This is a genomic window from Hydrogenophaga sp. SNF1 (assembly GCF_034421675.1).
Classification (GTDB): domain Bacteria; phylum Pseudomonadota; class Gammaproteobacteria; order Burkholderiales; family Burkholderiaceae_C; genus Hydrogenophaga; species Hydrogenophaga borbori.
The window spans coordinates 2,969,896-2,993,828 of the sequence record NZ_CP139793.1 but is presented as its reverse complement, the minus strand read 5'-3'; the positions used below and the strand labels follow the sequence as shown (position 1 = coordinate 2,993,828).

16 protein-coding genes and 3 tRNA genes are annotated in these 23,933 nt (G+C 69.1%); 3 read left to right on the top strand and 16 right to left on the bottom strand.

Annotation, left to right across the window (positions count from 1 at the left end):
* Complete coding sequence (locus tag SOM08_RS14270; RefSeq protein WP_116957262.1) at positions 1–729, top strand: ABC transporter ATP-binding protein; 729 nt, start codon at positions 1–3, stop codon at positions 727–729.
* 59 nt (positions 730–788) lie between these two features.
* Positions 789–2,465, top strand: coding sequence for an acyl-CoA dehydrogenase family protein (locus tag SOM08_RS14265; RefSeq protein ID WP_116957261.1), 1,677 nt, complete (start codon positions 789–791; stop codon positions 2,463–2,465).
* A 147-nt stretch (positions 2,466–2,612) separates the two neighbouring features.
* Here SOM08_RS14265 and SOM08_RS14260 read toward each other — a convergent pair.
* From SOM08_RS14260 to SOM08_RS14210, 11 genes are all read right to left on the bottom strand, one after another.
* Positions 2,613–2,686: transfer RNA gene (locus tag SOM08_RS14260), tRNA-Cys, on the bottom strand.
* Between the two features lie 49 nt (positions 2,687–2,735).
* A tRNA-Gly gene (locus tag SOM08_RS14255) sits at positions 2,736–2,811 on the bottom strand.
* Between the two features lie 82 nt (positions 2,812–2,893).
* Positions 2,894–5,326 carry an endopeptidase La gene (gene lon, locus SOM08_RS14250; protein WP_204742527.1) on the bottom strand — a complete coding sequence of 811 codons (2,433 nt, stop codon included), beginning with the start codon at positions 5,324–5,326 and terminating at the stop codon, positions 2,894–2,896.
* 99 nt (positions 5,327–5,425) lie between these two features.
* Entirely contained in the window at positions 5,426–6,691 is a 1,266-nt protein-coding gene (gene clpX, locus SOM08_RS14245) for an ATP-dependent Clp protease ATP-binding subunit ClpX (protein WP_322469155.1), read from the bottom strand.
* Positions 6,692–6,801: 110 nt separating this feature from the next.
* The gene (gene clpP, locus SOM08_RS14240) at positions 6,802–7,419 is read right to left on the bottom strand and encodes an ATP-dependent Clp endopeptidase proteolytic subunit ClpP (protein WP_070398339.1); all 618 of its coding nucleotides are present in this window, start codon (positions 7,417–7,419) and stop codon (positions 6,802–6,804) included.
* A gap of 187 nt (positions 7,420–7,606) precedes the next feature.
* The gene (gene tig, locus SOM08_RS14235) at positions 7,607–8,917 is read right to left on the bottom strand and encodes a trigger factor (protein WP_116957257.1); all 1,311 of its coding nucleotides are present in this window, start codon (positions 8,915–8,917) and stop codon (positions 7,607–7,609) included.
* A 64-nt stretch (positions 8,918–8,981) separates the two neighbouring features.
* Positions 8,982–9,068 (bottom strand) — tRNA-Leu (locus tag SOM08_RS14230).
* 106 nt (positions 9,069–9,174) lie between these two features.
* Positions 9,175–9,837 carry an aspartate/glutamate racemase family protein gene (locus SOM08_RS14225; RefSeq protein WP_322469154.1) on the bottom strand — a complete coding sequence of 221 codons (663 nt, stop codon included), beginning with the start codon at positions 9,835–9,837 and terminating at the stop codon, positions 9,175–9,177.
* The gene (locus SOM08_RS14220; protein WP_322469153.1) at positions 9,834–12,428 is read right to left on the bottom strand and encodes a TRAP transporter permease; all 2,595 of its coding nucleotides are present in this window, start codon (positions 12,426–12,428) and stop codon (positions 9,834–9,836) included. Before SOM08_RS14220 ends, SOM08_RS14225 begins: the two co-directional genes overlap by 4 nt.
* Positions 12,429–12,522: 94 nt before the next feature.
* Positions 12,523–13,500 carry a TAXI family TRAP transporter solute-binding subunit gene (locus SOM08_RS14215; RefSeq protein ID WP_070398335.1) on the bottom strand — a complete coding sequence of 326 codons (978 nt, stop codon included), beginning with the start codon at positions 13,498–13,500 and terminating at the stop codon, positions 12,523–12,525.
* A gap of 154 nt (positions 13,501–13,654) precedes the next feature.
* Complete coding sequence (locus tag SOM08_RS14210) at positions 13,655–15,007, bottom strand: aspartate aminotransferase family protein (RefSeq protein ID WP_322469152.1); 1,353 nt, start codon at positions 15,005–15,007, stop codon at positions 13,655–13,657.
* A gap of 190 nt (positions 15,008–15,197) precedes the next feature.
* On the opposite strand from SOM08_RS14210, the gene SOM08_RS14205 reads away from it, so the two are divergent.
* Positions 15,198–16,523: a D-amino acid dehydrogenase gene (locus SOM08_RS14205; RefSeq protein ID WP_181936376.1), complete on the top strand. Its 1,326-nt coding sequence runs from the start codon at positions 15,198–15,200 to the stop codon at positions 16,521–16,523.
* Here SOM08_RS14205 and SOM08_RS14200 read toward each other — a convergent pair.
* The 5 genes from SOM08_RS14200 to def all read right to left on the bottom strand — a co-directional run bounded on the left by SOM08_RS14200 (position 16,483) and on the right by def (position 23,905).
* Positions 16,483–17,382 carry a LysR family transcriptional regulator gene (locus SOM08_RS14200; protein ID WP_070398332.1) on the bottom strand — a complete coding sequence of 300 codons (900 nt, stop codon included), beginning with the start codon at positions 17,380–17,382 and terminating at the stop codon, positions 16,483–16,485. The genes SOM08_RS14205 and SOM08_RS14200 overlap by 41 nt on opposite strands.
* A gap of 46 nt (positions 17,383–17,428) precedes the next feature.
* Positions 17,429–20,617: an efflux RND transporter permease subunit gene (locus SOM08_RS14195; protein WP_116957253.1), complete on the bottom strand. Its 3,189-nt coding sequence runs from the start codon at positions 20,615–20,617 to the stop codon at positions 17,429–17,431.
* Between the two features lies 1 nt (position 20,618).
* The gene (locus SOM08_RS14190; protein ID WP_116957252.1) at positions 20,619–21,767 is read right to left on the bottom strand and encodes an efflux RND transporter periplasmic adaptor subunit; all 1,149 of its coding nucleotides are present in this window, start codon (positions 21,765–21,767) and stop codon (positions 20,619–20,621) included.
* The gene (locus SOM08_RS14185; RefSeq protein ID WP_322469151.1) at positions 21,764–23,224 is read right to left on the bottom strand and encodes an efflux transporter outer membrane subunit; all 1,461 of its coding nucleotides are present in this window, start codon (positions 23,222–23,224) and stop codon (positions 21,764–21,766) included. The genes SOM08_RS14190 and SOM08_RS14185 overlap by 4 nt, the downstream gene beginning before the upstream one ends.
* A gap of 141 nt (positions 23,225–23,365) precedes the next feature.
* Entirely contained in the window at positions 23,366–23,905 is a 540-nt protein-coding gene (gene def, locus SOM08_RS14180) for a peptide deformylase (RefSeq protein ID WP_116957536.1), read from the bottom strand.
* Positions 23,906–23,933 lie beyond the last annotated feature (28 nt).

Sequence of the window (23,933 nt, the reverse complement as noted above, 5' to 3'; positions counted from 1 at the left end):
ATGGCGCAGCTGCTGCTTGAAGTGAAAGACCTGCACGCGGGCTACGGCAAGGCCGAGGTGCTGCACGGCATCCACCTGCCGGTGCGCGCGGGCCAGGTGGTCACGGTGATCGGGCCCAACGGCGCCGGTAAGTCCACGCTGTTGGGCGCCCTGATGGGCCTGCTGCCGCTGCGCGGCGCGGTGCGCTTCGCGGGCCAGGACATCACGCGCCTGACGCTGGAAGAACGCGTGATGGCCGGCCTGGCCCTGGTGCCCGAGCGGCGCGAGCTGTTCGGCACCATGAGCGTGGAAGACAACCTCGTGCTCGGCGGCTGGCGCCCGATGAAGCAGCGCCTGCCGCGCTGGCGCGATGGCCTGGAGCAGGTCTACGAGCTGTTCCCGCGCATGAAGGAACGCCGCGCACAGGCGGCCGGCACGCTGTCGGGGGGGGAGCGCCAGATGCTGGCCATCGGCCGCGCGCTCATGGGCCAGCCCAAGCTGCTCATGCTCGACGAGCCCAGCCTGGGCCTGGCACCCCTGATCGTGCGCGACATCTTCCGCATCATCGAGACGCTGCGCGAGCGCGGCGTGAGCATCCTGCTGGTCGAGCAGAACGCGCGCGCGGCCCTGAACGTGGCCGACGAAGGCCACGTGCTGGAAACCGGCGACGTGGTGCTCGCGGGCCCGGCCGCGCAGCTCGCGGTGGACCCGCGCGTCATCGACACCTACCTCGGCGCGAAGAAGCAGTAACCCCCGCCCGGCCGCCCCCCCGAGGGCACCGGCCGTGGCGCGTCCCCCGGAGTTTGCGAATGAGCTGGACCTACGAAGCCCCCCTGGACCACATGCGCTTCGTGCTTGAGCACGTGCTCGACGCGCCCACCCACTGGAAGGCCTGCGCGGCCTTCGCCGACCTCGACCTCGACACCGCCGACGCCGTGCTGCAGGAGGCTGCGCGCTTCGCGAGCGAGGTGCTGCAGCCGCTCAACGCCGTCGGCGACGTCGAAGGCTGCGTGCGCGACACCGAGGGCCGCGTGCGCACGCCCCAAGGGTTTCCCGCGGCCTACCAGGCCTTCGTGGCGGGCGGCTGGCCGGCCCTGCCCTGCACGCCCGAATGGGGCGGCCAGGGCCTGCCGCTGCTGCTGGACGCCGCGCTGCGCGAGATGCTCGACGCCTGCAACCACGGCTGGAACATGTACCCGGACCTGCTGCACGGCGCCTACGAGACGATCAAGGCCCACGCCAGCGAGGCCTTGAAGGCCCGTTACCTGCCCAGGATCGTCAGCGGCGAATGGCTCGCGGCCATGGCGCTCACCGAGCCCCAGGCCGGCAGCGACCTGGGCCTGCTGCGCACGCGCGCCGAACCGCAAGCCGACGGCAGCCTGCGCATCAGCGGCAACAAGATCTTCATCAGCGGCGGCGAACACGACCTCACCGACAACATCGTGCACCTGGTGCTGTGCCGCCTGCCCGATGCGCCGGCGGGCACCAAGGGCCTGTCGCTCGCCCTGGTGCCCAAGGTGCTGCCCGACGGTTCGCGCAACACGCTGTTCTGCGACGGCGTGGAAAAGAAGATGGGCATCAAGGCCAGCGCCACCTGCGCCATGCGCTACGAAGGCGCCACCGGCTGGCTCATCGGCGAACCGCACCGCGGTCTGGCCGCGATGTTCCTGATGATGAATTCGGCGCGCCTGCACGTGGGTCTGCAAGGCCTGGGGCACCAGGAAATGGCCGCCCAGAACGCGCGCCGCTACGCCGCGGAACGGGTGCAGATGGGACGCGCCATCGCCGAGCACCCGGCGGTTCGCCTGCTGCTCGACCGCCTGGAGGTGATGGCGCAGTCCCAGCGCGTGCTCGCCTACCGCGCCGCGCTGGCCCTGGACCTGGCCGAACACCACGGCGACGGTGCCGTGCGCGAGCGCGAGAAGCGCTTCGCGGCCCTGCTCACCCCCATCGTCAAGGCCTTCTGTACGCACCAAGGCTTCCATGGTCCGGCCGCCGCGCTGGGCGTGTGGGGCGGCTACGGCTACGTGCACGAATACGGCATCGAACAAACCGTGCGCGATGCGCGCATTGCCATGATCTACGAGGGCACCAACGAGATCCAGGCGATCGACCTCGCGCAGCGCAAGCTGCTGGCCGATGGCGGCACCACCGCCTTCGAACTGCTCGACGCCCTGAGCGCCGAGCTGGCCAGCGGCGATCCGCTGCGCGACTTCGTCGATGCGTCGCGCACGCACCTTCGGGACTGGCTGGAACACGCCAGGCAAGACAGCGCGCGGCTGCTGGACAGTGCCGACGATCTGTTGCATGGCATGGCCCACACCCTGCTGGCCTGGGCGGTGGGCCGCATGGCCAGCGCGGCCCACAGGCTGCCGGACGCCGCGGCCGCACGGCAGCGCGCCCTCACGGGCGCATTCGTTCGCCAAGCGGTTCCCATGGGCCGCCTGCACTGGGAGCGCGCGCTGGCTGCCGCGGCGCCGGCCTAAGGCCCTGTAAGGCCCTGTAAGGCCACTCAGTCCACGGCGCACGGCAGAGCCAACACAAAGGCGCTGTTACCCATCTGCGGCGGTGACAGCGCCAACAAAAAAGCACCTGGCAGAAACCTGCACAGGTGCTTTTTTCATCGAATCGTCTGGAGGCGCGTGGCGGAGTCGAACCGCCCTAGACGGATTTGCAATCCGTTGCATAACCGCTTTGCTAACGCGCCGGAGCGGGCCCGATAAAAAAGGGAAGCCGAGCTTCCCTTTTTGCGAATCTGGAGCGGGAAACGAGGTTCGAACTCGCGACCTCAACCTTGGCAAGGTTGCGCTCTACCAACTGAGCTATTCCCGCATTTTCTAGCAGTTCTTGCGTTCTGCAGAAGCTAGAAGTATAGCGCAAAAATCGAGGTCCCTTCAAGGGGCCTCGATTTTTTTCAGTGTTTCACCGCGTCGGTTTCGCCCGTGGCCGCGCGCACCGAGGCCGCCGCGAGTTGGGCCGCGACTTCTTCGTCCGTCAGCGGCACGGGCTGGCGTTCCAACGCGATGGACAGCACCTTGTCGATCCATTTCACCGGAACGATCTTCAGGCCTTCCTTCACGTTGTCGGGAATCTCGGCGAGGTCCTTCACGTTCTCTTCCGGAATCACCACGGTCTTGATGCCGCCACGCAGCGCGGCCAGCAGCTTTTCCTTCAGGCCGCCGATGGCCGTGACCTCGCCACGCAGCGTGATCTCACCCGTCATCGCCACGTCGGCGCGCACAGGAATGCCGGTGAGCGCCGACACCAGCGCGGTGGTCATCGCCGCACCCGCGCTCGGGCCGTCCTTGGGCGTGGCGCCGTCGGGCACGTGGATGTGGATGTCGCGCTTGTCGAACATCTCATCCTTGATGCCCAGCACGCGGGCGCGGCTGCGCACCACGGTGCGCGCGGCCTCCACGGACTCCTTCATCACGTCGCCCAGCGAGCCGGTGCGCGTGGTGGCGCCCTTGCCGGGCATGATGGCCACTTCGATGGTGAGCAGATCGCCACCAACTTCCGTCCAGGCCAGACCCACGACCTGGCCGACCTGGTTCTGCTGCTCGGCGCGGCCGTAGGTGTACTTGCGCACGCCCAGGAACTCACTGAGGTTATCGGCCGTGACCATCACCGTGGGCGTGAACTTCTTGAGCAGGAGGCCCTTGACCACCTTGCGGCAGATCTTGGAGAGCTCGCGCTCCAGCGAACGCACGCCGGCCTCGCGGGTGTAGTAGCGAACGATGTCGCGCACCGCGTCCTCGCGCACCTCGACCTCGCCGTCCTTGATGCCGTTGTTCTTGATCTGCTTGGGCAGCAGATAACGCATGGCGATGTTGGTCTTCTCGTCCTCGGTGTAGCCCGAGAGGCGGATGACCTCCATGCGGTCCAGCAGCGCTGGCGGGATGTTCATCGAGTTGGAGGTCGCCACGAACATCACGTCGGACAGGTCGTAGTCGACCTCGACGTAGTGGTCGCCGAAGGTGTGGTTCTGCTCGGGGTCGAGGACCTCCAGCAGCGCGCTGGACGGGTCGCCACGGAAGTCGGTGCCGAGCTTGTCGATCTCGTCGAGCAGGAACAGCGGGTTGCGCGTGCCGACCTTGGTGAGGCTTTGCAGCACCTTGCCCGGCATGGCGCCGATGTAGGTGCGGCGGTGGCCTCGGATCTCGGCCTCGTCGCGCATGCCACCCAGGGCCATGCGCACGTACTTGCGGCCGGTGGCCTTGGCCACCGACTGCCCCAGCGAGGTCTTGCCCACGCCCGGCGGGCCCACCAGGCACAGGATGGGCGCCTTGACCTTGTCGACGCGCTGCTGCACCGCGAGGTACTCGAGGATGCGGTCCTTCACCCGCTCCAGGCCGTAGTGGTCTTCGTTGAGCACGGCCTCGGCGTGCGCCAGGTCGTGCTTGATCTTGGTCTTCTTGCTCCAGGGCAGGCCGACCAGCACGTCGATGTAGTTGCGCACCACGGTGGCCTCGGCCGACATGGGCGACATGAGCTTGAGCTTCTTCAGCTCGCCCTCGGCCTTCTTGCGTGCCTCGGCGGGCATGCGGGCGGCCTTGATCTTCTTCTCGATCTCCTCGATGTCGGCGCCCTCTTCGCCTTCGCCGAGTTCCTTCTGGATCGCCTTGACCTGCTCGTTGAGGTAGAAGTCGCGCTGGTTCTTCTCCATCTGGCGCTTGACGCGCCCGCGGATCTTCTTGTCGACGTTGAGGATGTCGACCTCGCGCTCGAGTTGCTCGAACAGGTTCTCCAGGCGCTTGATGACCGGATCCAGATCCAGCACCACCTGCTTGGACTCCAGCTTGAGCGGCAGGTGGGCCGCGATGGTGTCGGCCAGGCGGCCGGGGTCATCGATGCTGGAAATGGACGTGAGGATTTCCGACGGGATCTTCTTGTTCAGCTTGACGTACTGGTCGAACTGCTGCATCACCGCGCGGCGCAGCGCCTCCAGTTCGTTGGCCGCCGCCTCGGCGCGCTCGTTCGCCGGGTCGATGGGCGACACGTTGGCCACGAAGTGCGTCTCGCCGTCGTTGATGGACAGCACCTTGGCGCGCTGCACGCCCTCCACCAGCACCTTCACGGTGCCGTCGGGCAGCTTGAGCATCTGCAGGATGGTGGCGACGCAGCCCATCTCGAACATGTCCTCGGGCGAGGGCTCGTCCTTGGCCGCGGCCTTCTGGGCCACCAGCATGATGCGGCGCTCGGCCTCCATCGCCGCTTCCAGGGCTTTGATGCTCTTGGGTCGGCCGACGAACAGCGGGATCACCATGTGGGGGAACACCACCACGTCGCGCAGGGGCAGCAGCGGGAGTTCCACGGGGGTGCTGGGCAGAGGGGTTTGTCCGGACATCTGAACCTCGGTGACTCAGTGGTTGGGGCTCTGGTGGGCGGTGTCAACCGCGGCCCGGGCGGTCATGCGGAGCCAGGTGGGGCTTCGCATGCCTGTCGTTCACGCCTGCTTGGCGGCCTCGCGGTACACCAGCAGCGGCGGCTTGTTCTCGTCGATGGTGGATTCGTCCACCACGACCTTTTCCACGTTGCTCAGGCCAGGGAGCTCGAACATGGTGTCGATCAAGGCGTTTTCAAGGATGGAGCGCAGGCCCCGCGCGCCGGTTTTGCGCGCCAGCGCCTTGCGGGCGATGGCCTTGAGCGCGGCGGGCCGCACCTCCAGTTCGGCGCCCTCCATCGACAGCAGCTTGGAAAACTGCTTGACGACGGCGTTGCGCGGCTGGGTGAGGATGTCCACCAGCGCGTCCTCGCTCAACTCGGCCAGGGCGGCGATGACGGGCACGCGGCCCACCAACTCGGGAATGAGGCCGAACTTGATCAGGTCTTCCGGCTCGACTTCCTTGAACACCTCGGTGAGGCTGCGCTGCTTCTTGCTGCGCACGGCGGCAGAGAAACCGATGCCCGAGGCCTCGGTGCGGTTCTCGATGATCTTCTCCAGGCCCGCGAACGCACCACCGCAGATGAACAGGATGTTGGTGGTGTCGACCTGCAGGAAGTCCTGGTTGGGGTGCTTGCGCCCGCCTTGCGGCGGCACGCTGGCCATGGTGCCTTCGATGAGCTTGAGCAGGGCCTGCTGCACGCCCTCGCCCGACACGTCGCGGGTGATGGACGGGTTGTCGGACTTGCGCGTGATCTTGTCGATCTCGTCGATGTAGACGATGCCCTGCTGGGCGCGCTCGATGTCGTAGTTGCAGCTCTGCAGCAGCTTGGCGACGATGTTCTCGACGTCCTCGCCCACATAGCCGGCTTCGGTCAAGGTGGTGGCGTCGGCCATGACGAAGGGCACGTTGAGCATGCGGGCCATGGTCTGGGCCAGCAGGGTCTTGCCCGAGCCCGTGGGGCCGATGAGCAGGATGTTGCTCTTGGCCAGCTCCACCTCGTCCTTGCGCGAGCCCTGCTTGTGGCGCAGGCGCTTGTAGTGGTTGTAGACGGCCACGGCCAGCGCGCGCTTGGCAGCGACCTGGCCGATCACGTAGTTGTCGAGGTTGCTCTTGAGCTGGGCCGGCGTGGGCAGGTCGTCCGAGGACGCCTTCACCGATTCGATGCCCGGCAACTCGTCACGGATGATGTCGTTGCAGAGGTCGATGCACTCGTCGCAGATGAACACCGAGGGCCCGGCGATCAGCTTCTTCACCTCGTGCTGGCTCTTGCCACAGAACGAGCAGTACAGCGCTTTTTCGCTGGAGGCGGCTTTCTTGTCGGCCATGGTTCGGTGTCAGGGAAAAACGGTGTTCAATGATAGTGGATGGTCCGACGGGGCCAAATCCGGAAAAAGGGCCGCAAAAACCGTGTTTGGCCGCCCTTCTCCCGGCGGCGTCAGCCCGCCGTGGGACGCTTTTCGATGACCTTGTCGATCAGGCCGTAGTCGGCCGACTCGGCGGCCGAGAGGAAGTAGTCGCGCTCGGTGTCGCGCTCGATCTTCTCCAGCGGCTGGCCGGTGCGCTCGGCCAGGATGCGGTTGAGCTGCTCGCGGGTCTTGAGGATTTCGCGCGCGTGGATCTCGATCTCGGTGGCCTGGCCCTGGGCACCGCCCAGCGGCTGGTGGATCATGATCTTGGAATTGGGCAGGCTGAAGCGCTTGCCCTTGGTGCCAGCGGCCAGCAGGAAGGCGCCCATGCTCGCGGCCATGCCCACGCACAGCGTCGACACGTCGGGCTTGATGAAATTCATGGTGTCGAAGATCGCCATGCCGGCGCTGACCGAGCCTCCGGGCGAGTTGATGTAGAACGAGATGTCCTTGTCCGGGTTCTCGCTCTCCAGGAACAGCAGCTGGGCCACGATGAGGTTGGCCGACTGGTCGTTGACCGGACCGACGAGGAACACCACGCGCTCCTTGAGCAGGCGCGAGTAGATGTCGTAGGCGCGTTCGCCGCGGCCCGATTGTTCGATGACCATGGGCACCATGCCCAGGCCTTGGATATCCATAGCGCTCATGAGGGTCTCCGAGTGAGTCCGTACAGGTTCAAAGCAATGGCCCAACTGTAACCAACCCGGCCACCCCACTTCAGGCGGTAGGGCCATGGTTCGTTCGAGGGGGACGCAAGGGCTCAGATGGGGGGTTCAGCGGCAAAAAAAAGGGGCGGATCGCTCCGCCCTCTTCCGTGCACCAGAGCGCCGGCGATCAGGCCTGGGCCATCAGCTCGTCAAAGCTCACGGTCTTGTCGCTGACCTGGGCCTTGGCGAGCACGAAGTCGGTGACGTTGTTCTCGATCACGATGGCTTCGACCTCGGCCAGGCGGCGGTTGTCGCCCTGGTACCAGCGCACCACGTCGGCGGGCTTTTCGTAGGAAGCGGCCAGCTCGTCGATGTGGGCCTTGATCTGCTCGGGCTTGGCGTGCAGCTCGTTGACCTTCACCAGCTCGGCCACCACCAGGCCCAGGCGCACGCGGCGCTCGGCCTGCGGGCGGAACAGCTCGTCGGGGATGGGGGCCTTGTCGGCGTCCTTGATGCCGCGCTGCTTGAGGTCGGCGCGGGCGCCCTCGACCAGGCGGTCGAGCTCGGCCTGCACCACGGACTTGGGCAGGTCCAGCTCGGCCACGCCCACCAGGGCGTCCATCACGGCGGCCTTGTTGCGGGCCTGCAGGCGGAACTTGACCTCACGCTCCAGGTTCTTGCGGATGTCGGCGCGCAGGCCCTCGACGCTGCCGTCGGCCACGCCCAGCGACTTGGCCAGGGCCTCGTCGACCGCGGGCAGGTTCGCCTGCTCGATCTTCTTCACCGTGACCAGGAAGTCGGCCGTCTTGCCGGCCACGTCCTTGCCGTGGTAGTCCTCGGGGAAGGCCAGCGGGAAGGTCTTGCTCTCGCCGCTCTTCATGCCGCGCACGGCGTCTTCGAATTCCTTGAGCATCTGGCCGTCGCCGACGATGAACTGGAAGGCCTCGGCCTTGCCGCCCTCGAAGGGTTCGCCGTCGATCTTGCCTTCGAAGTCGATGGTGACGCGGTCGCTGTCCTGGGCGGCCTGGTCCTGCGCGCGCTGCGCGAAGGTGCGGCGCTGCTTGCGCAGAATGTCCAGGGTGCGGTCGATGGCGGCATCGTCCACCTCGGCGGCCAGCTTCTCGACCTTGGCGCCGGCCAGGTCGCCGATCTTCACCTCGGGGTAGACCTCGAACACCGCGTCGAAGGCCAGCTGGCCCTCGGGCGCGCCTTCCTTCTCAGTGATGCGGGGCTGGCCGGCCACGCGCAGCTGCGCTTCGTTGGCGGCGCTGGCGAAAGCCTCGCCCACCTTGTCGTTCATGACCTCGTAGTGCACCGAGTAGCCATAGCGCTGGGCCACGACGTTCATCGGCACCTTGCCGGGGCGAAAGCCGTCCATCTTGACGTCGCGGGCGATGCGCTTGAGGCGCGCGGCGACTTCGTTCTGGATGACGTCGGCGGGCAGCGTGAGCGTGATCTTGCGCTCGAGCTTCTCCAGGGTTTCAACGTTCACGGTCATGGTGTTCTCCAAGGGAAGGCCGGCCGTTCGGGCCGACGCGGGGCATAGCGGGGTTCCGTGGGGCTGGTGCGCGGGGGGGGACTCGAACCCCCACACCATTGCTGGCGTCAGGACCTAAACCTGGTGCGTCTACCAATTTCGCCACCCGCGCGCCGGGAGGGTGTCTGGCGCCGCCGGATTGAGGCCCGGCGGGGCGGGTAGCCCACTCACGGAAACCCGCGATTGTAGCTGTTGGACGGGCCTCGACCGACCGCGGATCAGGCCGCCAGGCGCCGGCGCAGCGCCCGGATGGCACTGCCCGGGGTGGTGAGCACCGGCAGCCCGGTGGCCGCCTGCACCGCCGGCGCCGAGCGGGCCAGGCTGAACTGGGCCAGCGCGATGAGCGCGCAGCCCTCGGCCTGCAGCCGCTTCGCCGCTTCGACCGCGAGCGCGTCGTGGCGGGCGGTGTCGCCCGCGTTCAGCGCCTGCAGCGCGCCCTCGGCCAGCGCGGTGCGCAGCGGCACGCCGGCCGGGAACTCCGGCGGCATGGACTGCAGCGTGGGGCCGAAGGTGGCCAGCAGGCCGATGGGTCCCCCCAGCCGCGCGGCCTCGGCCACGGCCTCATCGACCATGGCCTCGTTGGGCTTGAGCACCGGCAGGTTCGGCCGGCGCGCGGCCGCCGCCTCGATGCAGGGGCCGAAGGCCGAGCAGGTGAACAGGATGCCATGCGCGCCCGTGGACTCGGCGTAGGCCGTGAGCGTCTCGAAGCGCGTGTGCATGGCGGCGTCCAGCCCCCTGCCCTCGCGCGCCAGGTCGGCCGAGAGGCTGTCGTCGAGCAGGTTCATGCGAATGGCCTCGGGCCAGTCGCGCGCCATCGCTTCGTTGATGGGCGCGACCGAATGGGCCAGCGCATGGATCAGAGCAATGCGGGGCGCGCTCATGCCGAGGCTGCGGCCACGCCGGCTTTCTCGCGCCGCAGGCGCCCCATCTGCAGCCACATGACCAAGGCCAGCAGCGCCAGCGCCGGGACAAACAGCCACTCTTTCGCCGGGCGGGCAGCGGGCACTTCCAGGGAGGTGATGTGAAAGCTCTGTTCGATGCCGAGTTTTTCGGCCGGGCTGCCGAACTTGACAGCGGCCACCATCAAGCCGTTGGCATCGGCCATCACCGTCAGTCCGGCGCTGGCCAGCCGCTCCTTGGCCGTGCCCGCGGGGCCCAAGGGGAGCAGCACGCCCTTGCGCACCTCGTCGCCATTGAGGTTCAGGCCTTCCACCCACACGCGCTTGCCGGTGTTGGGCGGCGCCTGTTCAATGGCCGCGGTCATGGCCTCGCCTTTGATTTCGTCGAAGGGCGGATGGACAAGGTCCATCCAGAAGCCCGGGCGGAACAGCGTGAAGCACACCAGCAACAGGGCCAAGGTCTCGTACCACCGCGTCTTGGTCAAGAAGTAGCCCTGCGTCGCTGCCGCGAACACCAGCATCGCCACGATGGCGATGGCGATGGTCAAGATCAAATGAAACGGCCCGTCCAGACCGATCAGCAGCAATTGCGTGTTGAAGATGAACAGGAACGGCAGGATCGCCGTGCGCATGCTGTAGTAGAAGGCCGTGATGCCCACCTTGATGGGGTCGTACTTGGCGATGGCGGCGGCCGCGAACGAGGCCAAACCCACCGGGGGTGTGACGTCCGCCATGAGGCCAAAGTAGAAAACGAACAGGTGAACGGCGATCAGGGGCACGATCAGCCCGCTTTGGGCGCCCAGTTCGACGATCACGGGCGCCATCAGCGTGGAGACCACGATGTAGTTGGCCGTGGTCGGCAGGCCCATGCCAAGGATCAGGCTGATCACGGCCACCAGCACCAGCATCAGCATGAGGTTGCCGCCGGACAGGATCTCGACGATTTCCGTCATCACCAGGCCCACGCCCGTGAGCGAGACGGTGCCGACGATGATGCCGGCCGCGGCCGTGGCCACGCCGATGCCGATCATGTTCCGCGCGCCCGTGGCCAGACCGTCGACCAGATCGTTCACGCCGGCCTTCACATGCGACAGGGGGTTGCCCTCTCCCCGCATCAGGCCCAGCAGGGGCTTTTGCGTGAGCATGACGAAGACCATGAACATGGTGGCCCAGAACGCCGACAGCGCCGGCGAGAGCTGCTCCACCATCAGGCACCACACCAGCACCACGACGGCCAGCAGATAGTGCAGGCCTGAGCGCACGGTGGGGCCTGTTTCCGGCAGTTCGAACACCGGCGCATTGGGGTCGTCGATCGCCAGTTCGGGCTGGCGCGAGCTCACCCACAGCAGGCCCAGGTAGGCCAGCAACAGCCCGACACCGATCACGGGCACGGCGGCCGCTCCGAGCATCGATTTGATGAAACCGATGACGTAGTACGTGACGCCCGCGATCACGATGAACCCGGTGACCGTCATCAGGAAAGACAGCAACCGCTGGGACGCCGAGGCCTGTGTCCGGCGCGGCAGGCCTTGCATGCCGGCCTTCAGCGCCTCGAGGTGAACGATATAGAAGAGCGCGATGTAGGAAATGATCGCCGGCAGGAAGGCGTGCTTCATGACCTGTACGTAGGGAATGCCCACGTACTCCACCATCAGGAAAGCGGCCGCCCCCATCACGGGCGGCATGATCTGGCCGTTCACGGAACTCGACACTTCCACGGCGCCAGCCTGATCGCCTCGGTAGCCCACGCGCTTCATCAGCGGAATCGTGAAGGTGCCGGTGGTCACGACGTTGGCGATGGACGAGCCGGAGATGAGGCCCGTGGCCGCCGACGAGACGACGGCCGCCTTGGCCGGACCGCCGCGCATGTGGCCCAGCAGGGCAAACGCGCTCTTGATGAAGTAGTTGCCCGCCCCGGCTTTGTCGAGCAGCGAGCCGAACAGCACAAACAAAAAGATGAAGCCGCTGGAGACGCCCAGCGCCACCCCGAACACGCCTTCGGTGGTGAGCCAGAAATGCGATGCCGCGCGGTCCAGCGAAGCGCCGCGGTGCGCCAGCATGTCCGGCATGTACGGACCGGCAAAGGTGTAGACCAGGAACACGACGGCCACCACCACCATGGGCAGGCCCAGCACGCGGCGCGTGGCCTCCAGCAGCAGCAGCACGCCGATCACCGATGACCAGACATCGAGCGTGTTCGGCTGGCCCGGACGACCGGCCAACTCGCGGTAGAAGAGAAACAGGTAGCCCGCACAAAACGCGGCCACCAACGCGAACACCCAATCGCCGACGGGCACGCGATCGCGCGGCGAACGCTTGGACGCGGGGTAGGCCAGGTAGGCCAGGAACACCGCGAACGCCAGGTGGATGGCCCGGCTCTCGGTGTCGTTGAGCAGAAAGACGCCCAGGCTGAAGGGCAGCGGCGAGGCGATCCAGAGTTGGAACAGCGACCAGGCCACGGCCACGACCAGGATCAGGCGGTTGACCAGAGGCCCCGCGTCTCGGCCTCCGGCGTCGTTGTCCTTCACCAGCTGGTTGACGTCCACGTCGGCGATGTTGTCGGCTTTATTCATGATGGATGAGGTGGATGCTCAGGGGCCCTCAATGCAGAACACCCCATGAGCGGCGGGCCGCACATGGGGTGCTCAGCGGCAACGGATCAGCAGATTACTTGATCCAGCCCTTTTCCTTGTAGTACTTGGCGGCACCGGGGTGCAGCGGCGCACTCAGGCCATCCTTGACCATGTTCTCGGCCTTCAGGTTGGCAAAGGCCGGGTGCAGCTTCTTGAACTCGTCGAAGTTGTCGAACACCGCCTTCACCAGGGTGTAGACCTGATCGTCCGAGGCCTTGGCCGAGGTCACGAAGGTCGCCAACACACCGTAGGTGTTGGTGTCCTGGTCATTGCCCTTGTACAGGCCGCCGGGGATCACGGCCTTGGCGTAGAACGGGAACTCGGCCACCAGCTTGTCCACGGCCGGGCCGGAGATGTTCACCAGCTTGGCGCCGCAGGTGGTCACCGGGTCCTGGATGTTGGCGCTCGGGTGGCCCACGCCGTAGAAGAAGGCGTCGATTTTGTTGTCGCACAGCGCGGCGCCGTGCTCGTCGGCCTTGAGCTCGGCCGCCAGACCGAAGTCGCTGAGCTTCCAGTTCATGGCCGTCAGCAGCTGCTCCATGGACGCGCGGGTGCCGGAACCGGGGTTGCCCACGTTCACGCGTTTGCCCTTGAGTTCGCTGAAGTTCTTGACGTTGGCGTCGGCGCGGGCGAGCACGGTGAAGGGCTCGGGGTGCAGCGAGAAGACGGAGCGCAGATCGCTGAAAGCGCCGTCCTTCTGGAACGTGCTGGTGCCCTTGTAGGCGTGGTGGTTCCAGTCGGACTGCGCCACGCCGAAGTCGAGGTCACCGGCCTTGATGGTGTTGATGTTGGCGACGGAGCCACCCGTGGATTCCACCGTGCAGCGGAAGCCGTGCTTGGCGCGGTCCTTGTTCACCAGGCGGCAGATGGCGCCGCCCGCGGCGTAGTACACGCCGGTCACGCCACCGGTGCCGATGGTCATGAACTTCTGTTGGGCGAAGGCGGGGGCGGCGGGCGCCATCATCGCGGCCGATGCGGCCACGGCGCTGAGACAGGCGGTGAGTTTCTTCATGGTGGTTCTCCTGCGGGTCACTGGTTGTGGAAAGGCGTGATGCTCTTGTGGAACGGTCGCGCGCAGGCCGGGAATGCTAATGCAATCGCCCGGCCCGCCCCCGCCGCGACGTCACGGGGTTTACCCCGTGACGCCATGCAGAGCGGGCATGGCGTCAGGCGGTGGCCAGCTTGGGCACCCCGGCCAGCGTCTTGTCGATCGCCGTGCGCAGGCGATGCACGATCTGGGCCAGCTCGTCGGGGGTGCTGATGAAAGGGGGCGCCAGCAGGATGTGGTCGCCGCAGCGGCCGTCCACCGAGCCGCCGGCCGGATAGACCATCAGGCCCTCGGCCATGGCGGCGCGCTTGAGGCGCGCGTGCAGCTTGAGTTCGGGGTCGAACCATTGCTTGCTGGCGCGGTCGGCCACCAGCTCCACGCCCCAGAACAGGCCGCGGCCGCGCACGTCGCCCACGTGCGGGTGCTCGCCGAAGGCGTCCTGGAACAGCGCCTGCAGCTGCGCGCCGCGCTCGCTCACCTGGGCCAGCAGGCCGTCGCGCTGGATCACGCGCTGCACCGCCAGCGCGGCCGCGCAGGCCACGGCATGCCCCAGGTAGGTGTGGCCGTGCTGGAACAGGCCGCTGCCCTTGCGGAAGGTCTCGACGATGCGGTTTTGCGCCAGCACCGCGCCGATGGGCTGGTACCCCCCGCCCAGGCCCTTGGCGATGGTGAGCAGATCGGGCACCACGCCTTCCTGCTCGCACGCGTGCAGCGTGCCGGTGCGGCCCATGCCGCACATCACCTCGTCCAGGATGAGCAGGATGCCATGGCGGTCGCACAGCTCGCGCACGCCCTTGAAGTAGCCCGGCACCGGCGTGAGCACACCGGCCGTGGCGCCGCCCACCGTCTCGGCCACGAAGGCGATGACCTTGTCGCCACCCAGGCGTTCGATGGCGGCCTCCAGCTCGGCCACCAGGCGCTGGCCGTACTGCTCGGCGGTCTCGTCGGCGCGCTTGTCGCGGTATTCGTAGCAGGGCGAGACGTGCTCGACCTCGATCAGCAGCGGCTTGAACTGCTCGCGGCGCCAGGCGTTGCCGCCCACGGCCAGCGCGCCCAGGGTGTTGCCGTGGTAGCTCTGGCGGCGCGCGATGAAGTGCTGGCGCTGCGGCTGGCCGATTTCCACGAAGTACTGGCGCGCCATCTTGAGCGCGGCCTCCACGGCCTCCGAGCCGCCGCTCACGAAGTACACGTTGCTCATGCCCTGCGGCGCGGTGTCGATCAGGGTGTCGGCCAGTTCCTCGGCCACGGCCGTGGTGAAGAAGCTGGTGTGCGCGTAGGCCAGCTGGTCGAGTTGCGCGTGCATGGCCGCGATCACGTCCGGGTGGCCATGGCCGAGGCAGGAGACGGCCGCGCCGCCGGAGGCGTCGAGGTAGGTTTTGCCCTGGCTGTCGGTGAGCGTGATGCCTTTGCCACTGACGGCGACGGGCATATCCTGGAGCAGCTGGCGGTGGAAAACGTGGCTGGATTGCATGGGCGGCTGGGGGAGCGGTGGGGGGAATGCGCCAGTCTAGGCAAGCGTCCGCCGCTGTCCACATGCTTTTATCGGCCCGGGCCATGCCTTCAGGTTATGCCTCGCCGCCCTGCCCATGAGTTCCGGTCATGGGCGATGCCTCGGTCTGCATTTCACAGGCGCCAGGCGCCTGCCTACAGTGCGGCCCACCATGCACAACCCCCCTGCCCTGTCCCTGAACCCGCCCGCCGCGCGCCGCGTGGCCGTGCTGGGCGCCGGCATCGTCGGCCTGGCCACCGCCTGGCAATTGCAGCGCGACGGCTTCGACGTCACCGTCATCGACGCGCATCGCCCCGGTCAAGGCGCCAGCTTCGGCAACGGCGCGCAGCTGAGCTACGCCTACGTGCAGCCGCTGGCCGATCCCTCGATCTGGGCGCAGCTGCCCAAGCTGCTGCTCTCGCGCGAATCGCCCTTCTCGCTGCGCCTGCGCCTGGACCCGGCGCAGTGGGCCTGGGGCCTGCGCTTCCTGGCCGCCTGCCGCGCGGAGGTGTCCGCCCGCAGCACCGGCACGCTGCTGGCCCTGGCGGAGGAAAGCCGCGAGGTCCTGCAGCAGCTGCTGGCCGACACGCAGGCCCACTGCGACTTCACCACCAGCGGCAAGCTGGTGATGTACGGCAGCGAGGCCTCGTTCGCGGCGGCGCGCCACCAGCTCGATCTGCAGCGCGCCCTGGGCGGCGCCGAGCAGCACGCGCTGTCGCTCGCCGACTGCCTGCGCGTCGAACCGGCGCTGGCCGGCAGCGCGGCGCGCTACGTGGGCGGCATCCACACGCCGGGCGAATGCGCGGCCGACTGCGCCCGCCTGTGCGACGCCCTGCACGGCGCCCTGCAGGCGCGCGGTGTGCGCTTCGTGCTCGGCGCGCCCCTGGGTGCGCTGCGGCGCGAGGGCGATCGCCTGGTCGCGGTGCAGGCGGGCAACGACTGGATCGAGGCCGACGGCTTCGTTGCCGCCCTGGGCACCGGCGTGACCGCGTTCGCGCGCCGGCTCGGGGTGAGCCTGCCGGTCTACCCGCTCAAGGGCTACAGCCTCACGCTGGACGCGCCGGTCGGCAGCGGCCTGGCACCGAACGTGAGCGTGACCGACGCGCAGCGCAAGCTGGTGTTCGCGCGACTGGGCCAGCGCTTGCGCGTGGCCGGGCTGGCCGAGCTGGCCGGCCACGACACGCGCATCGAGACCCGCCGCGTCGAGCAGCTGCGGCGTGCCGCGCGCGAGGTCTTCCCGCTGGCCTGCGCCGGCACCGAGACCCGCCCCTGGGCCGGCCTGCGCCCCGCCACGCCCACAGGCGTCCCCATCGTGGGCCGGGTGGGCGGCGCGCCCGCCAATGTGCTGTTCAACGCCGGACATGGCGCCCTGGGCTTCACCCTGGCCGCCGGCAGCGCGCGGCGGCTGTCGCGCCAGCTGCAAGGCGTGGCGGAGCGGCCGCGCACGGCCGCCGCGCTCATCCGATCTGCTGCAAGGCCTGCTGAAAACAGCGCGTGAAGGCGCGCGCCACCACCGAATGCGGCCGCGCGGTGGGCCGCAGCATGTGCACGGCGGTGAGCATGGCCGGCTCGAAGGGCAGCACATCCACGCGCGTGCGATCGGCCGAGGTCGCCGTGCAGCCCTCCACCAGGGCCACGCCCACGCCGTGCTGGGCCAGCGCCAGCGCCACGTGGTAGGTCTGCACGGTCATGATCGGGCGCAGGTCCACGCCGTGGTCGCGCATGGCGTGCGAGAGCTGCACACCCAGCGGGTCCTGGCCGTCCAGGGCGATCACGGGCAGCCGCGCCAGCTGCGACCAGCCGATGCCGCCGGCCTTGAGCACGCGCGGCGGCAGCAGGCCCTTGGGCGCCACCACCATCACGCGCCGCTCGCCCAGGCGCTCCTGCACCAGGGCTGGGTGCGAGCCGGGGTTGAACACGTAGCCCACGTCGGCCTCCTGCAGGGCCAGGGCGGAGACGATCTGCACCGAGTGCAGGGCCTGGTGGTGCACCAGCACGTCGGGGTGCCGTTCGCGGAACAGGCGCATGGCGCGCGGCAGCACCTCGTAGCTCAGACCCAGCACGGTGAGCACGCGCAGCTCGCCGTGGGTGCGGCCGGCCTTCAGGCTGGTGGCCAGGCGCTGCACCTCGTCGAGCTGGGCGAACAGGCGCTCGATGTGCGGGTACAGCGTCTGGGCCTCGGTGGTGGGCACCAGGCGCCCGCCGGCGCGCTGGAACAGCGGAAAGCCGAGCTGCAGTTCGGCGTGCTGCAGCGTGCGGCTCACCGCCGGCTGGGTGACGTTGATCATGCGGGCCGCCGCGCTCACGCTGCCGGTGAGCATGACGGCGTTGAAGACCTCGATGTGGCGCAGGCGCATGGGCGCCTATTGTGCTCGGCCCATGCCCCGCCCGCGCCAGGCGCCTTCAGGACCCCGGGTGCTCCGCCGCCGGCGGGTGGGCCGCGCCGGGCGGCGTGGCCGGCGGCATCGACGCGTCGCGCCGGTGGAACAGCTTCGCGAACCACAGCGCCACGTCGTCGACGATGGTGAACACCGCCGGGATCACCAGCAGGCTCAGGAAGGTCGAGGTGATGAGTCCGCCGATCACCGCCACCGCCATCGGCGAGCGGAAGCTGCCGTCCGCCTCGCCCCAGCCGACCGCGATGGGCAGCATGCCCGCGCCCATGGCGATCGTGGTCATCACGATCGGCCGAGCGCGCTTGTGGCAGGCGTCCAGGATGGCGTCCAGCCGCGACAGGCCGTGCGCGCGCCGCGCCTCGATGGCGTATTCCACCAGCAGGATGGAGTTCTTCGTCGCCACGCCCATCAGCATGATCAGGCCGATCAGCGAGGGCATGGAGAAGCTCTTGTTGGCGATCAGCAGCGCCACGAAGGCCCCGCCCAGCGACAGCGGCAGCGCCGCCAGGATGGTCATGGGGTGCAGGAAGGCCTTGAACAGCAGCACCAGCACGATGTAGATGCACAGCACACCGGTGAGCATGGCCAGGCCGAAGCTGGCGAACAGCTCGCCCTGCACCTCGGCGTCGCCCACCTCCAGCACCGACACCCCCGGCGGCAGGTTGCGCAGGCTGGGCAGCTTGTCCACCGCCGCCTTCATGTCGCCCAGCGCGATGCCCGCGAGCTCGACCTCGAAGTTGATGTTGCGCGAGCGGTCGTAGCGGTCGATCACCGCCGGGCCGCCGCCGAACTCGAGCGAGGCCACCTGGCCCAGCATCACCGGCCCCTTGGCGCCGGGCACGGCCAGGCGGCGCAGCACGTCCAGGTCGTGGCGCGCGCCGACGTCGAGCTTGACCACGATGGGGATCTGCCGCTGCGGCAGGTTCATCTTGGGCAGCAGGTTGTCGTAGTCGCCCACCGTGGCGATGCGCAGCGTCTCGGCGATGGCCGAGCTGGTCACGCCGAGCTCGGCGGCGCGCGCCAGGTCGGGCGTGACGATGATCTCGGTGCGCACCAGCGCGGCGGTGGACTGGATGCTGCCCACGCCGCGCACGGTGCGCAGGTCGCGCTCGACCGCCCGCGCGGCGGTGGTCATGGCGTGCGCGTCGCTGCCGGTCAGGGTCAGAACGTACTTCTCGCCCGAGCCACCCAGGCCCACCTTGCTGCGCACGCCGGGCAGGTTGGACATGGCGTCGCGGATCTGGTTTTCGATGCCCTGCTTGCGCGGGCGCTGGCCACGCGGATCAAGCTGGATGGTGAGCGCGGCCTTGCGCGACTCCGCCGCGCCCTGCGGCGCGAACGGATCGGTGCCGGCCGTGCCCGAGCCGATGGTGGTGTAGACCGAGCGCACGTGCGGCACCGCCGCCACCAGCTGACGCGCGCGCTCGGCCGTGGCCACGGTCTGCTCCAGCGTGGCGCCGGGCGGCAGCTCCAGGAAGACCTGGGTCTGCGAGTTGTCGTCGGGCGGCACGAAGCCCTGCGGCAACAGCGGGATCAGCATCAGCGAGCCGATGAAGAACAGACCGGCACCCAGGCTGGTGAGCCAGCGGTGGCGGATGCACCAGCGCGCCCAGTTCTGGTAGGTGTCCACCCAGGCCGGCTCGTCCTGGTTGTGCGCCCAGCGCCAGAGGCCGCGCGTGAGGGCGTTGGAGGCCGCCCAGCGCGGCATCTCCTTGGCCATCACCACGGGCTTGAGCAGGTAGGCAGCCATCATGGGCGTGAGCGCGCGCGCGACCACCAGCGAGGCGAACACCGCCAGCGCGGCGGTCCAGCCGAACTGCTTGAAGAACTTGCCCGGGATGCCCGCCATGAAGGCCGTGGGCAGGAACACCGCGATCAGCGTGAAGGTGGTGGCGATGACGGCCAGGCCGATCTCGTCGGCCGCCTCCATGGCGGCCTGGTAGGGCGTCTTGCCCATGCGCATGTGGCGCACGATGTTCTCGACCTCCACGATGGCGTCGTCCACGAGGATGCCGATCACCAGCGACATGGCGAGCAGCGTCACCACGTTGATGGTGAAGCCCATGGCGTACATGCCGATGAAGGCCGGGATGGCCGACAGCGGCAGCGCCACGGCCGACACCACGGTGGCGCGGAAATCGCGCAGGAACAGCCAGACCACCAGCACCGCCAGCAGGGCGCCTTCGTACAGCAGGGTCATGGAGGCGTCGAACTCCTCTTTCACCGGCGTGACGAAGTCGAAGGACTCGGTGATGTGCAGGTCGGGCCGGGCGGCGCGCAGCTGCTCCAGCTTGGCGCGCACGCCGTCGCCCACCTCGATCTCGCCGGCGCCGCGGCTGCGCGCCACTTCGAAGCCCACCACGGGCTTGCCGTCCAGGAAGGCGGCGGCCGTGGGGTCGGCCACGGTGTCGCGCACCTCGGCGATCTGGTCCAGGCGGATGTAGCGGCCGTCGCTCAGCGCCACCTGCATGCCGGCCAGTGCTTCGGCCGAGGCCAGTTGCGACAGCGTGCGCAGCGGCTGCTGGCTGCCGCCCAGGTCCACGCGGCCGCCCGCGCTTTCGATCTGCACGCGCGCCAGCTGGCGCGACACGTCGGTGGCCGTGGTGCCGAGCGCCTGCAGCTTGAGCGGGTCCAGCAGCACCTGCACCTCGCGGTCCACGCCGCCCACGCGGTTGACCGCGCCCACGCCTGGCACCGACAGCAGGAGCTTGGAGACGTCGTTGTCGACGAACCAGGACAAGGCCTCGGCGTCCATCTTGTCGGACGCGACCGTGAAGGCCAGCACCGCCCCGCCGGCCAGCTCCACCTTGTTGACGATGGGGTCGCGCAGGTCGGTGGGCAGTTCGCTGCGCACCTTGGCCACGGCCGAGCGCACGTCGTCCAACGCCTGCTGCGTGTCCTTCTCGATGCGGAACTCCACGGTGAGCGAGACCGTGCCGTCCTGCACCTTGGTGTAGATGTGCTTGAGTCCTTGCAGCGAGGCCAGGCTGTTTTCGATGATGCGCGCGACGTCGTTCTCGAGCTGGTTGGGCGAAGCGCCCGGCAGGGCCGCCACCACGGTGATGGTGGGCAGGTCCAGGTCCGGGAAGTTCTGCACCTTCATCTGCTTGAAGGAGAACAGGCCCGCCAGCGTCAGCATGACGAACAGCATCGCCGCCGGAATGGGGTTGCGGATGGACCAGGCGGAGACATTCATGTCACTGCACCACTTTCACCAGATCACCTTCGTTGAGGAAGCCCGCGCCCTGCACCGCCACGGATGCCTCGGCCTGCAGGCCTTCGAGCACTTCCACGCGCTCGCCCACGCGGCGGCCGGTGCGCACCTTGAGCTGGCTGGCGCGGCTCTGCGCGTCGATGGCGAAGACGTAGTTGCTGCCGTCGCGCACCACCACCGACTGGCTGGGCACCGTCAACGCCTCGCTCTGCCCCAGGTCGAAGGCGCCGTGCGCGAAGGTGCCGGCCTTGAGCTCGGCATGGCGCGGCAGGTCGACGAAGACCAGGATGTTGCGCGTCTGCGGGTCGGCGCTGGGCGCGATGGCGCGCACCTTGCCCTGCACCTCGCGGCCGGTGGCGGCCGTCACCGCCACGGACTGGCCGATCTTCACGCGGTCCACCTCGCTGGGCGTGACCTCGCCGCGCCACTCCAGGCGGCCCTGGCGCACCAGGCGGAACAGCTCCTGGCCCGCGCCCACCACGGCGCCCACGGTGGCCGCGCGGGCGGAGATCACGCCGTCGTCGGGCGCCAGCACGCGGGTGTTGCCCAGGCGCACCTCGGTGGCGCCGAGCGCAGCCTTGGCGGCCTCCCATTGCGCCAACGCCACCTTCTCCTGCGTGAGGTACTGCGCCACCTGCGACTTCGACAGCGCGCCGGTGTTCTCGATGGCGCGCGCGCGCTCGGCGTCGGCCTTGGCGTTCTGGTAACTGGCCTCGGCCTGCATCAGGCTGGCGCGCGCCTGCAGGGTGTCGGCCTGGGTGGTCTCGCGCACGAACTCGGCCAGCACCTGGCCCTTGCGCACGGCGTCGCCCACGTTCACGTTCACCGTGGACAGGCGCAGGCCGTTCACCTCGGCGCCCACGCTGGCCTCCTGCCAGGCGGCGATGTTGCCGTTGGCCTGCAGGCGGATGGGCATCGACTCGCGCTGCGGCTGGGCCACCGTGACGGTGAGCGCGGGCCGGGGCTGGTCGCCCGCGGCCGGTGCGCTGGCGCCACCGGCGCCCTGCGGGCTGGCGGCCGGGGCATCGGCGGATGGGCGCAGCAACAGCCAGGCGGCCAGTGCGAGGATGAGCAGGGCCAGCGCGGCCAGGGGCCAGAACCAGCGGCGCCGGGGGGTGGAGGTGGCGTTCATCGGGCGTCGTTCGAAGCGTTGGGATTCAGGGCATCACCGGGGTAGGTGGCGGGGATCGCGGCGGGATCGAAGCCGCCCCCCAGGGCGACGTAGAGCTGCAGCCAGGCGTCCAGGCGCTCCTGCTGCAGGGCCACGGCGCTGCTGTCGGCGTTGAGCTTGAGGCGGCGCGCCTCTTCCAGCTCGTTGAGGTTGGCGAAGCCCACGCGGTAGCGCGCTTCGGTGGCTTCGAAGGAGCGGCTGTAGCCGGCCACCGCGGTTTCGGTGGCGGCCAGGCGCTCGCTCAGGCCCGAGAGCGTGACCAGCGACTGCTCCACCTCGGCCACGGCCTGGCGCAGCGTGCGCGCGTAGGCCATGGCGGCGGCCTCGTAGCGGGCCTGGGCGCTGTCCGCGCTGGCGTGCAGGGCGCCGCGCCCCAGCAGCGGCAGGCTCAGGGTGATGGGGCCGATGGACCAGGAATTGGCGGTGAAGTCCAGGCCGCCGCCCGAGAAGTGGTTGCGCAGCACGCTGCCCTGCAGGGTGAGGCCCGGGCGCAGCGCGGCGCGGGCCACGCCCACGTCCTCGCTGGCGGCCACCAGCTCACGCTGGGCGCGGTACACGTCGGGGCGCTGGCGCAGCACGTCGGCCGGCACGGCGTTCACGCCCAGCAGCCGCTCGACCTGGCCAGAGGCGAGCCAGGCCTTGAGGTCGGGCGCGCCGCCGAGCTGGGCGCGCACGTCCGCTTCGGGCTGGGCGGTGATGGCGGCGATGGACTTCACCTGGCGCTCGCACAGGGCCTCCTGGCTGCGCCAGCGCGCCACGCCCTCGGCGGCGCTGGCGCGCGCCAGCGCCGCCACGGCGGGCGCGGTGAGGCCGGCGCGCTCGGTCACGTCGTTGCTGTCGGCCGTGACGCGGCGCGAGTCGCGGTCGTTCAGCGCCACGGCCAGTTGTTCGCGGCACAGGCGCTGGCCGAAATAGAGCTGCGCCACCTCGGACGCCACCAGCACGCGGGCCTCGTGCCAGCGTGCGCCGGCGGCGTCCTGCTGGGCCTGCGCGCTGTCCACGCGCCCCTGGCCCTCGCCCCACAGGCCCACGGCCCAGGAGGCCTGCACCCCCCCGCTCAGCGTGGTGCCCAGCGGCGTGTTCACGTCGGTGCGGCCCCGGCTGGCGATGGCCACCGCATTCGCCTGGGGGCGGCCCTGCGCCTCGGCCCCGGCCAGCGCGGCGCGCGCCGCGAACACCTGGGCCCGGGCGGACGCGATGTCGGGGCTGTGGCGCTGGGCGCGCGTGATCCAGTCGCTGAGCACCGGGTCGTCGAAACGGGCCCACCAGTCGCCCAGGGCCTGGGCGCTGCCCTGGTGCGCCAGCGGCGGCGCCACCCAGCGCTCGGGCAGGTCGACGGGTACTTCGGTCGGTGGCCGGCTCACGCTGCACGCGCCCAGCAGGGCGCCAGCGACCAGCGCCACGAGCAGTCGCTTCATGGTGCGAAAGGGGATGCCCCCCTGAGTGTTGTTCTTGGCGCCGAGACTCTAGTCGAAGCTCAGGCCTGAACATTTCAAATCATTTCAATGGCGTAACAGCGTTTGCGCAGTGGGTGGCGCCTGCGCGCGCCCAGGCCACCCTCAGTCGTCGTCGCTGGCGTCCAGCCCCGGGAACAGCACCTCGGTGAAGCCGAAGCGGCGGAAGTCGCGCACCCGCATGGGGTACAGCATGCCCCAGAGGTGGTCGCATTCGTGCTGCACCACGCGCGCATGAAAGCCCTCGGCCTCGCGCACGATCGCCTGCCCGAATTCGTCGAAGCCCTGGTAGCGGATGCGCCGCCAGCGCGGCACCACGCCGCGCAGCCCGGGCACCGACAGGCAGCCTTCCCAGCCCTCTTCCTGCTCGTCGCCCAGGGGCGTGATGACCGGATTGACCAGCGTGGTGCGCGGGACCACCGGCGCGTCCGGGTAGCGAGGGTTGGGCGCGCCGCTGCCGAAGATGACGACCTGCAGATCGACGCCGATCTGCGGCGCCGCCAGGCCCGCGCCGTTGGCGGCGGCCATGGTGTCCTTCAGGTCGGCCACCAACCGGTGCAGTTCGGGCGTGTCGAAGGCGGTGACGGGCTGGGCGTGGCGCAGCAGGCGCGGATCGCCCATTTTCAGAATAGGGTGAATGCTCATGGCGATGGTGAACAAGCAACGAGGCCAT

Coding starts and splice junctions, on each gene's coding strand:
- SOM08_RS14215 (WP_070398335.1), bottom strand. CDS start 13,500: ATGAAGAAACTCACCGCCTGTCTCAGCGCCGTGGCCGCATCGGCCGCG.
- SOM08_RS14200 (WP_070398332.1), bottom strand. CDS start 17,382: ATGCGCCTGCGCCACATCGAGGTCTTCAACGCCGTCATGCTCACCGGC.
- SOM08_RS14220 (WP_322469153.1), bottom strand. CDS start 12,428: ATGAATAAAGCCGACAACATCGCCGACGTGGACGTCAACCAGCTGGTG.
- SOM08_RS14210 (WP_322469152.1), bottom strand. CDS start 15,007: ATGCAATCCAGCCACGTTTTCCACCGCCAGCTGCTCCAGGATATGCCC.
- clpX (WP_322469155.1), bottom strand. CDS start 6,691: ATGGCCGACAAGAAAGCCGCCTCCAGCGAAAAAGCGCTGTACTGCTCG.
- def (WP_116957536.1), bottom strand. CDS start 23,905: ATGAGCATTCACCCTATTCTGAAAATGGGCGATCCGCGCCTGCTGCGC.
- SOM08_RS14190 (WP_116957252.1), bottom strand. CDS start 21,767: ATGAACGCCACCTCCACCCCCCGGCGCCGCTGGTTCTGGCCCCTGGCC.
- SOM08_RS14270 (WP_116957262.1), top strand. CDS start 1: ATGGCGCAGCTGCTGCTTGAAGTGAAAGACCTGCACGCGGGCTACGGC.
- tig (WP_116957257.1), bottom strand. CDS start 8,917: ATGACCGTGAACGTTGAAACCCTGGAGAAGCTCGAGCGCAAGATCACG.
- SOM08_RS14225 (WP_322469154.1), bottom strand. CDS start 9,837: ATGAGCGCGCCCCGCATTGCTCTGATCCATGCGCTGGCCCATTCGGTC.
- SOM08_RS14185 (WP_322469151.1), bottom strand. CDS start 23,224: ATGAAGCGACTGCTCGTGGCGCTGGTCGCTGGCGCCCTGCTGGGCGCG.
- clpP (WP_070398339.1), bottom strand. CDS start 7,419: ATGAGCGCTATGGATATCCAAGGCCTGGGCATGGTGCCCATGGTCATC.
- SOM08_RS14195 (WP_116957253.1), bottom strand. CDS start 20,617: ATGAATGTCTCCGCCTGGTCCATCCGCAACCCCATTCCGGCGGCGATG.
- SOM08_RS14205 (WP_181936376.1), top strand. CDS start 15,198: ATGCACAACCCCCCTGCCCTGTCCCTGAACCCGCCCGCCGCGCGCCGC.
- lon (WP_204742527.1), bottom strand. CDS start 5,326: ATGTCCGGACAAACCCCTCTGCCCAGCACCCCCGTGGAACTCCCGCTG.
- SOM08_RS14265 (WP_116957261.1), top strand. CDS start 789: ATGAGCTGGACCTACGAAGCCCCCCTGGACCACATGCGCTTCGTGCTT.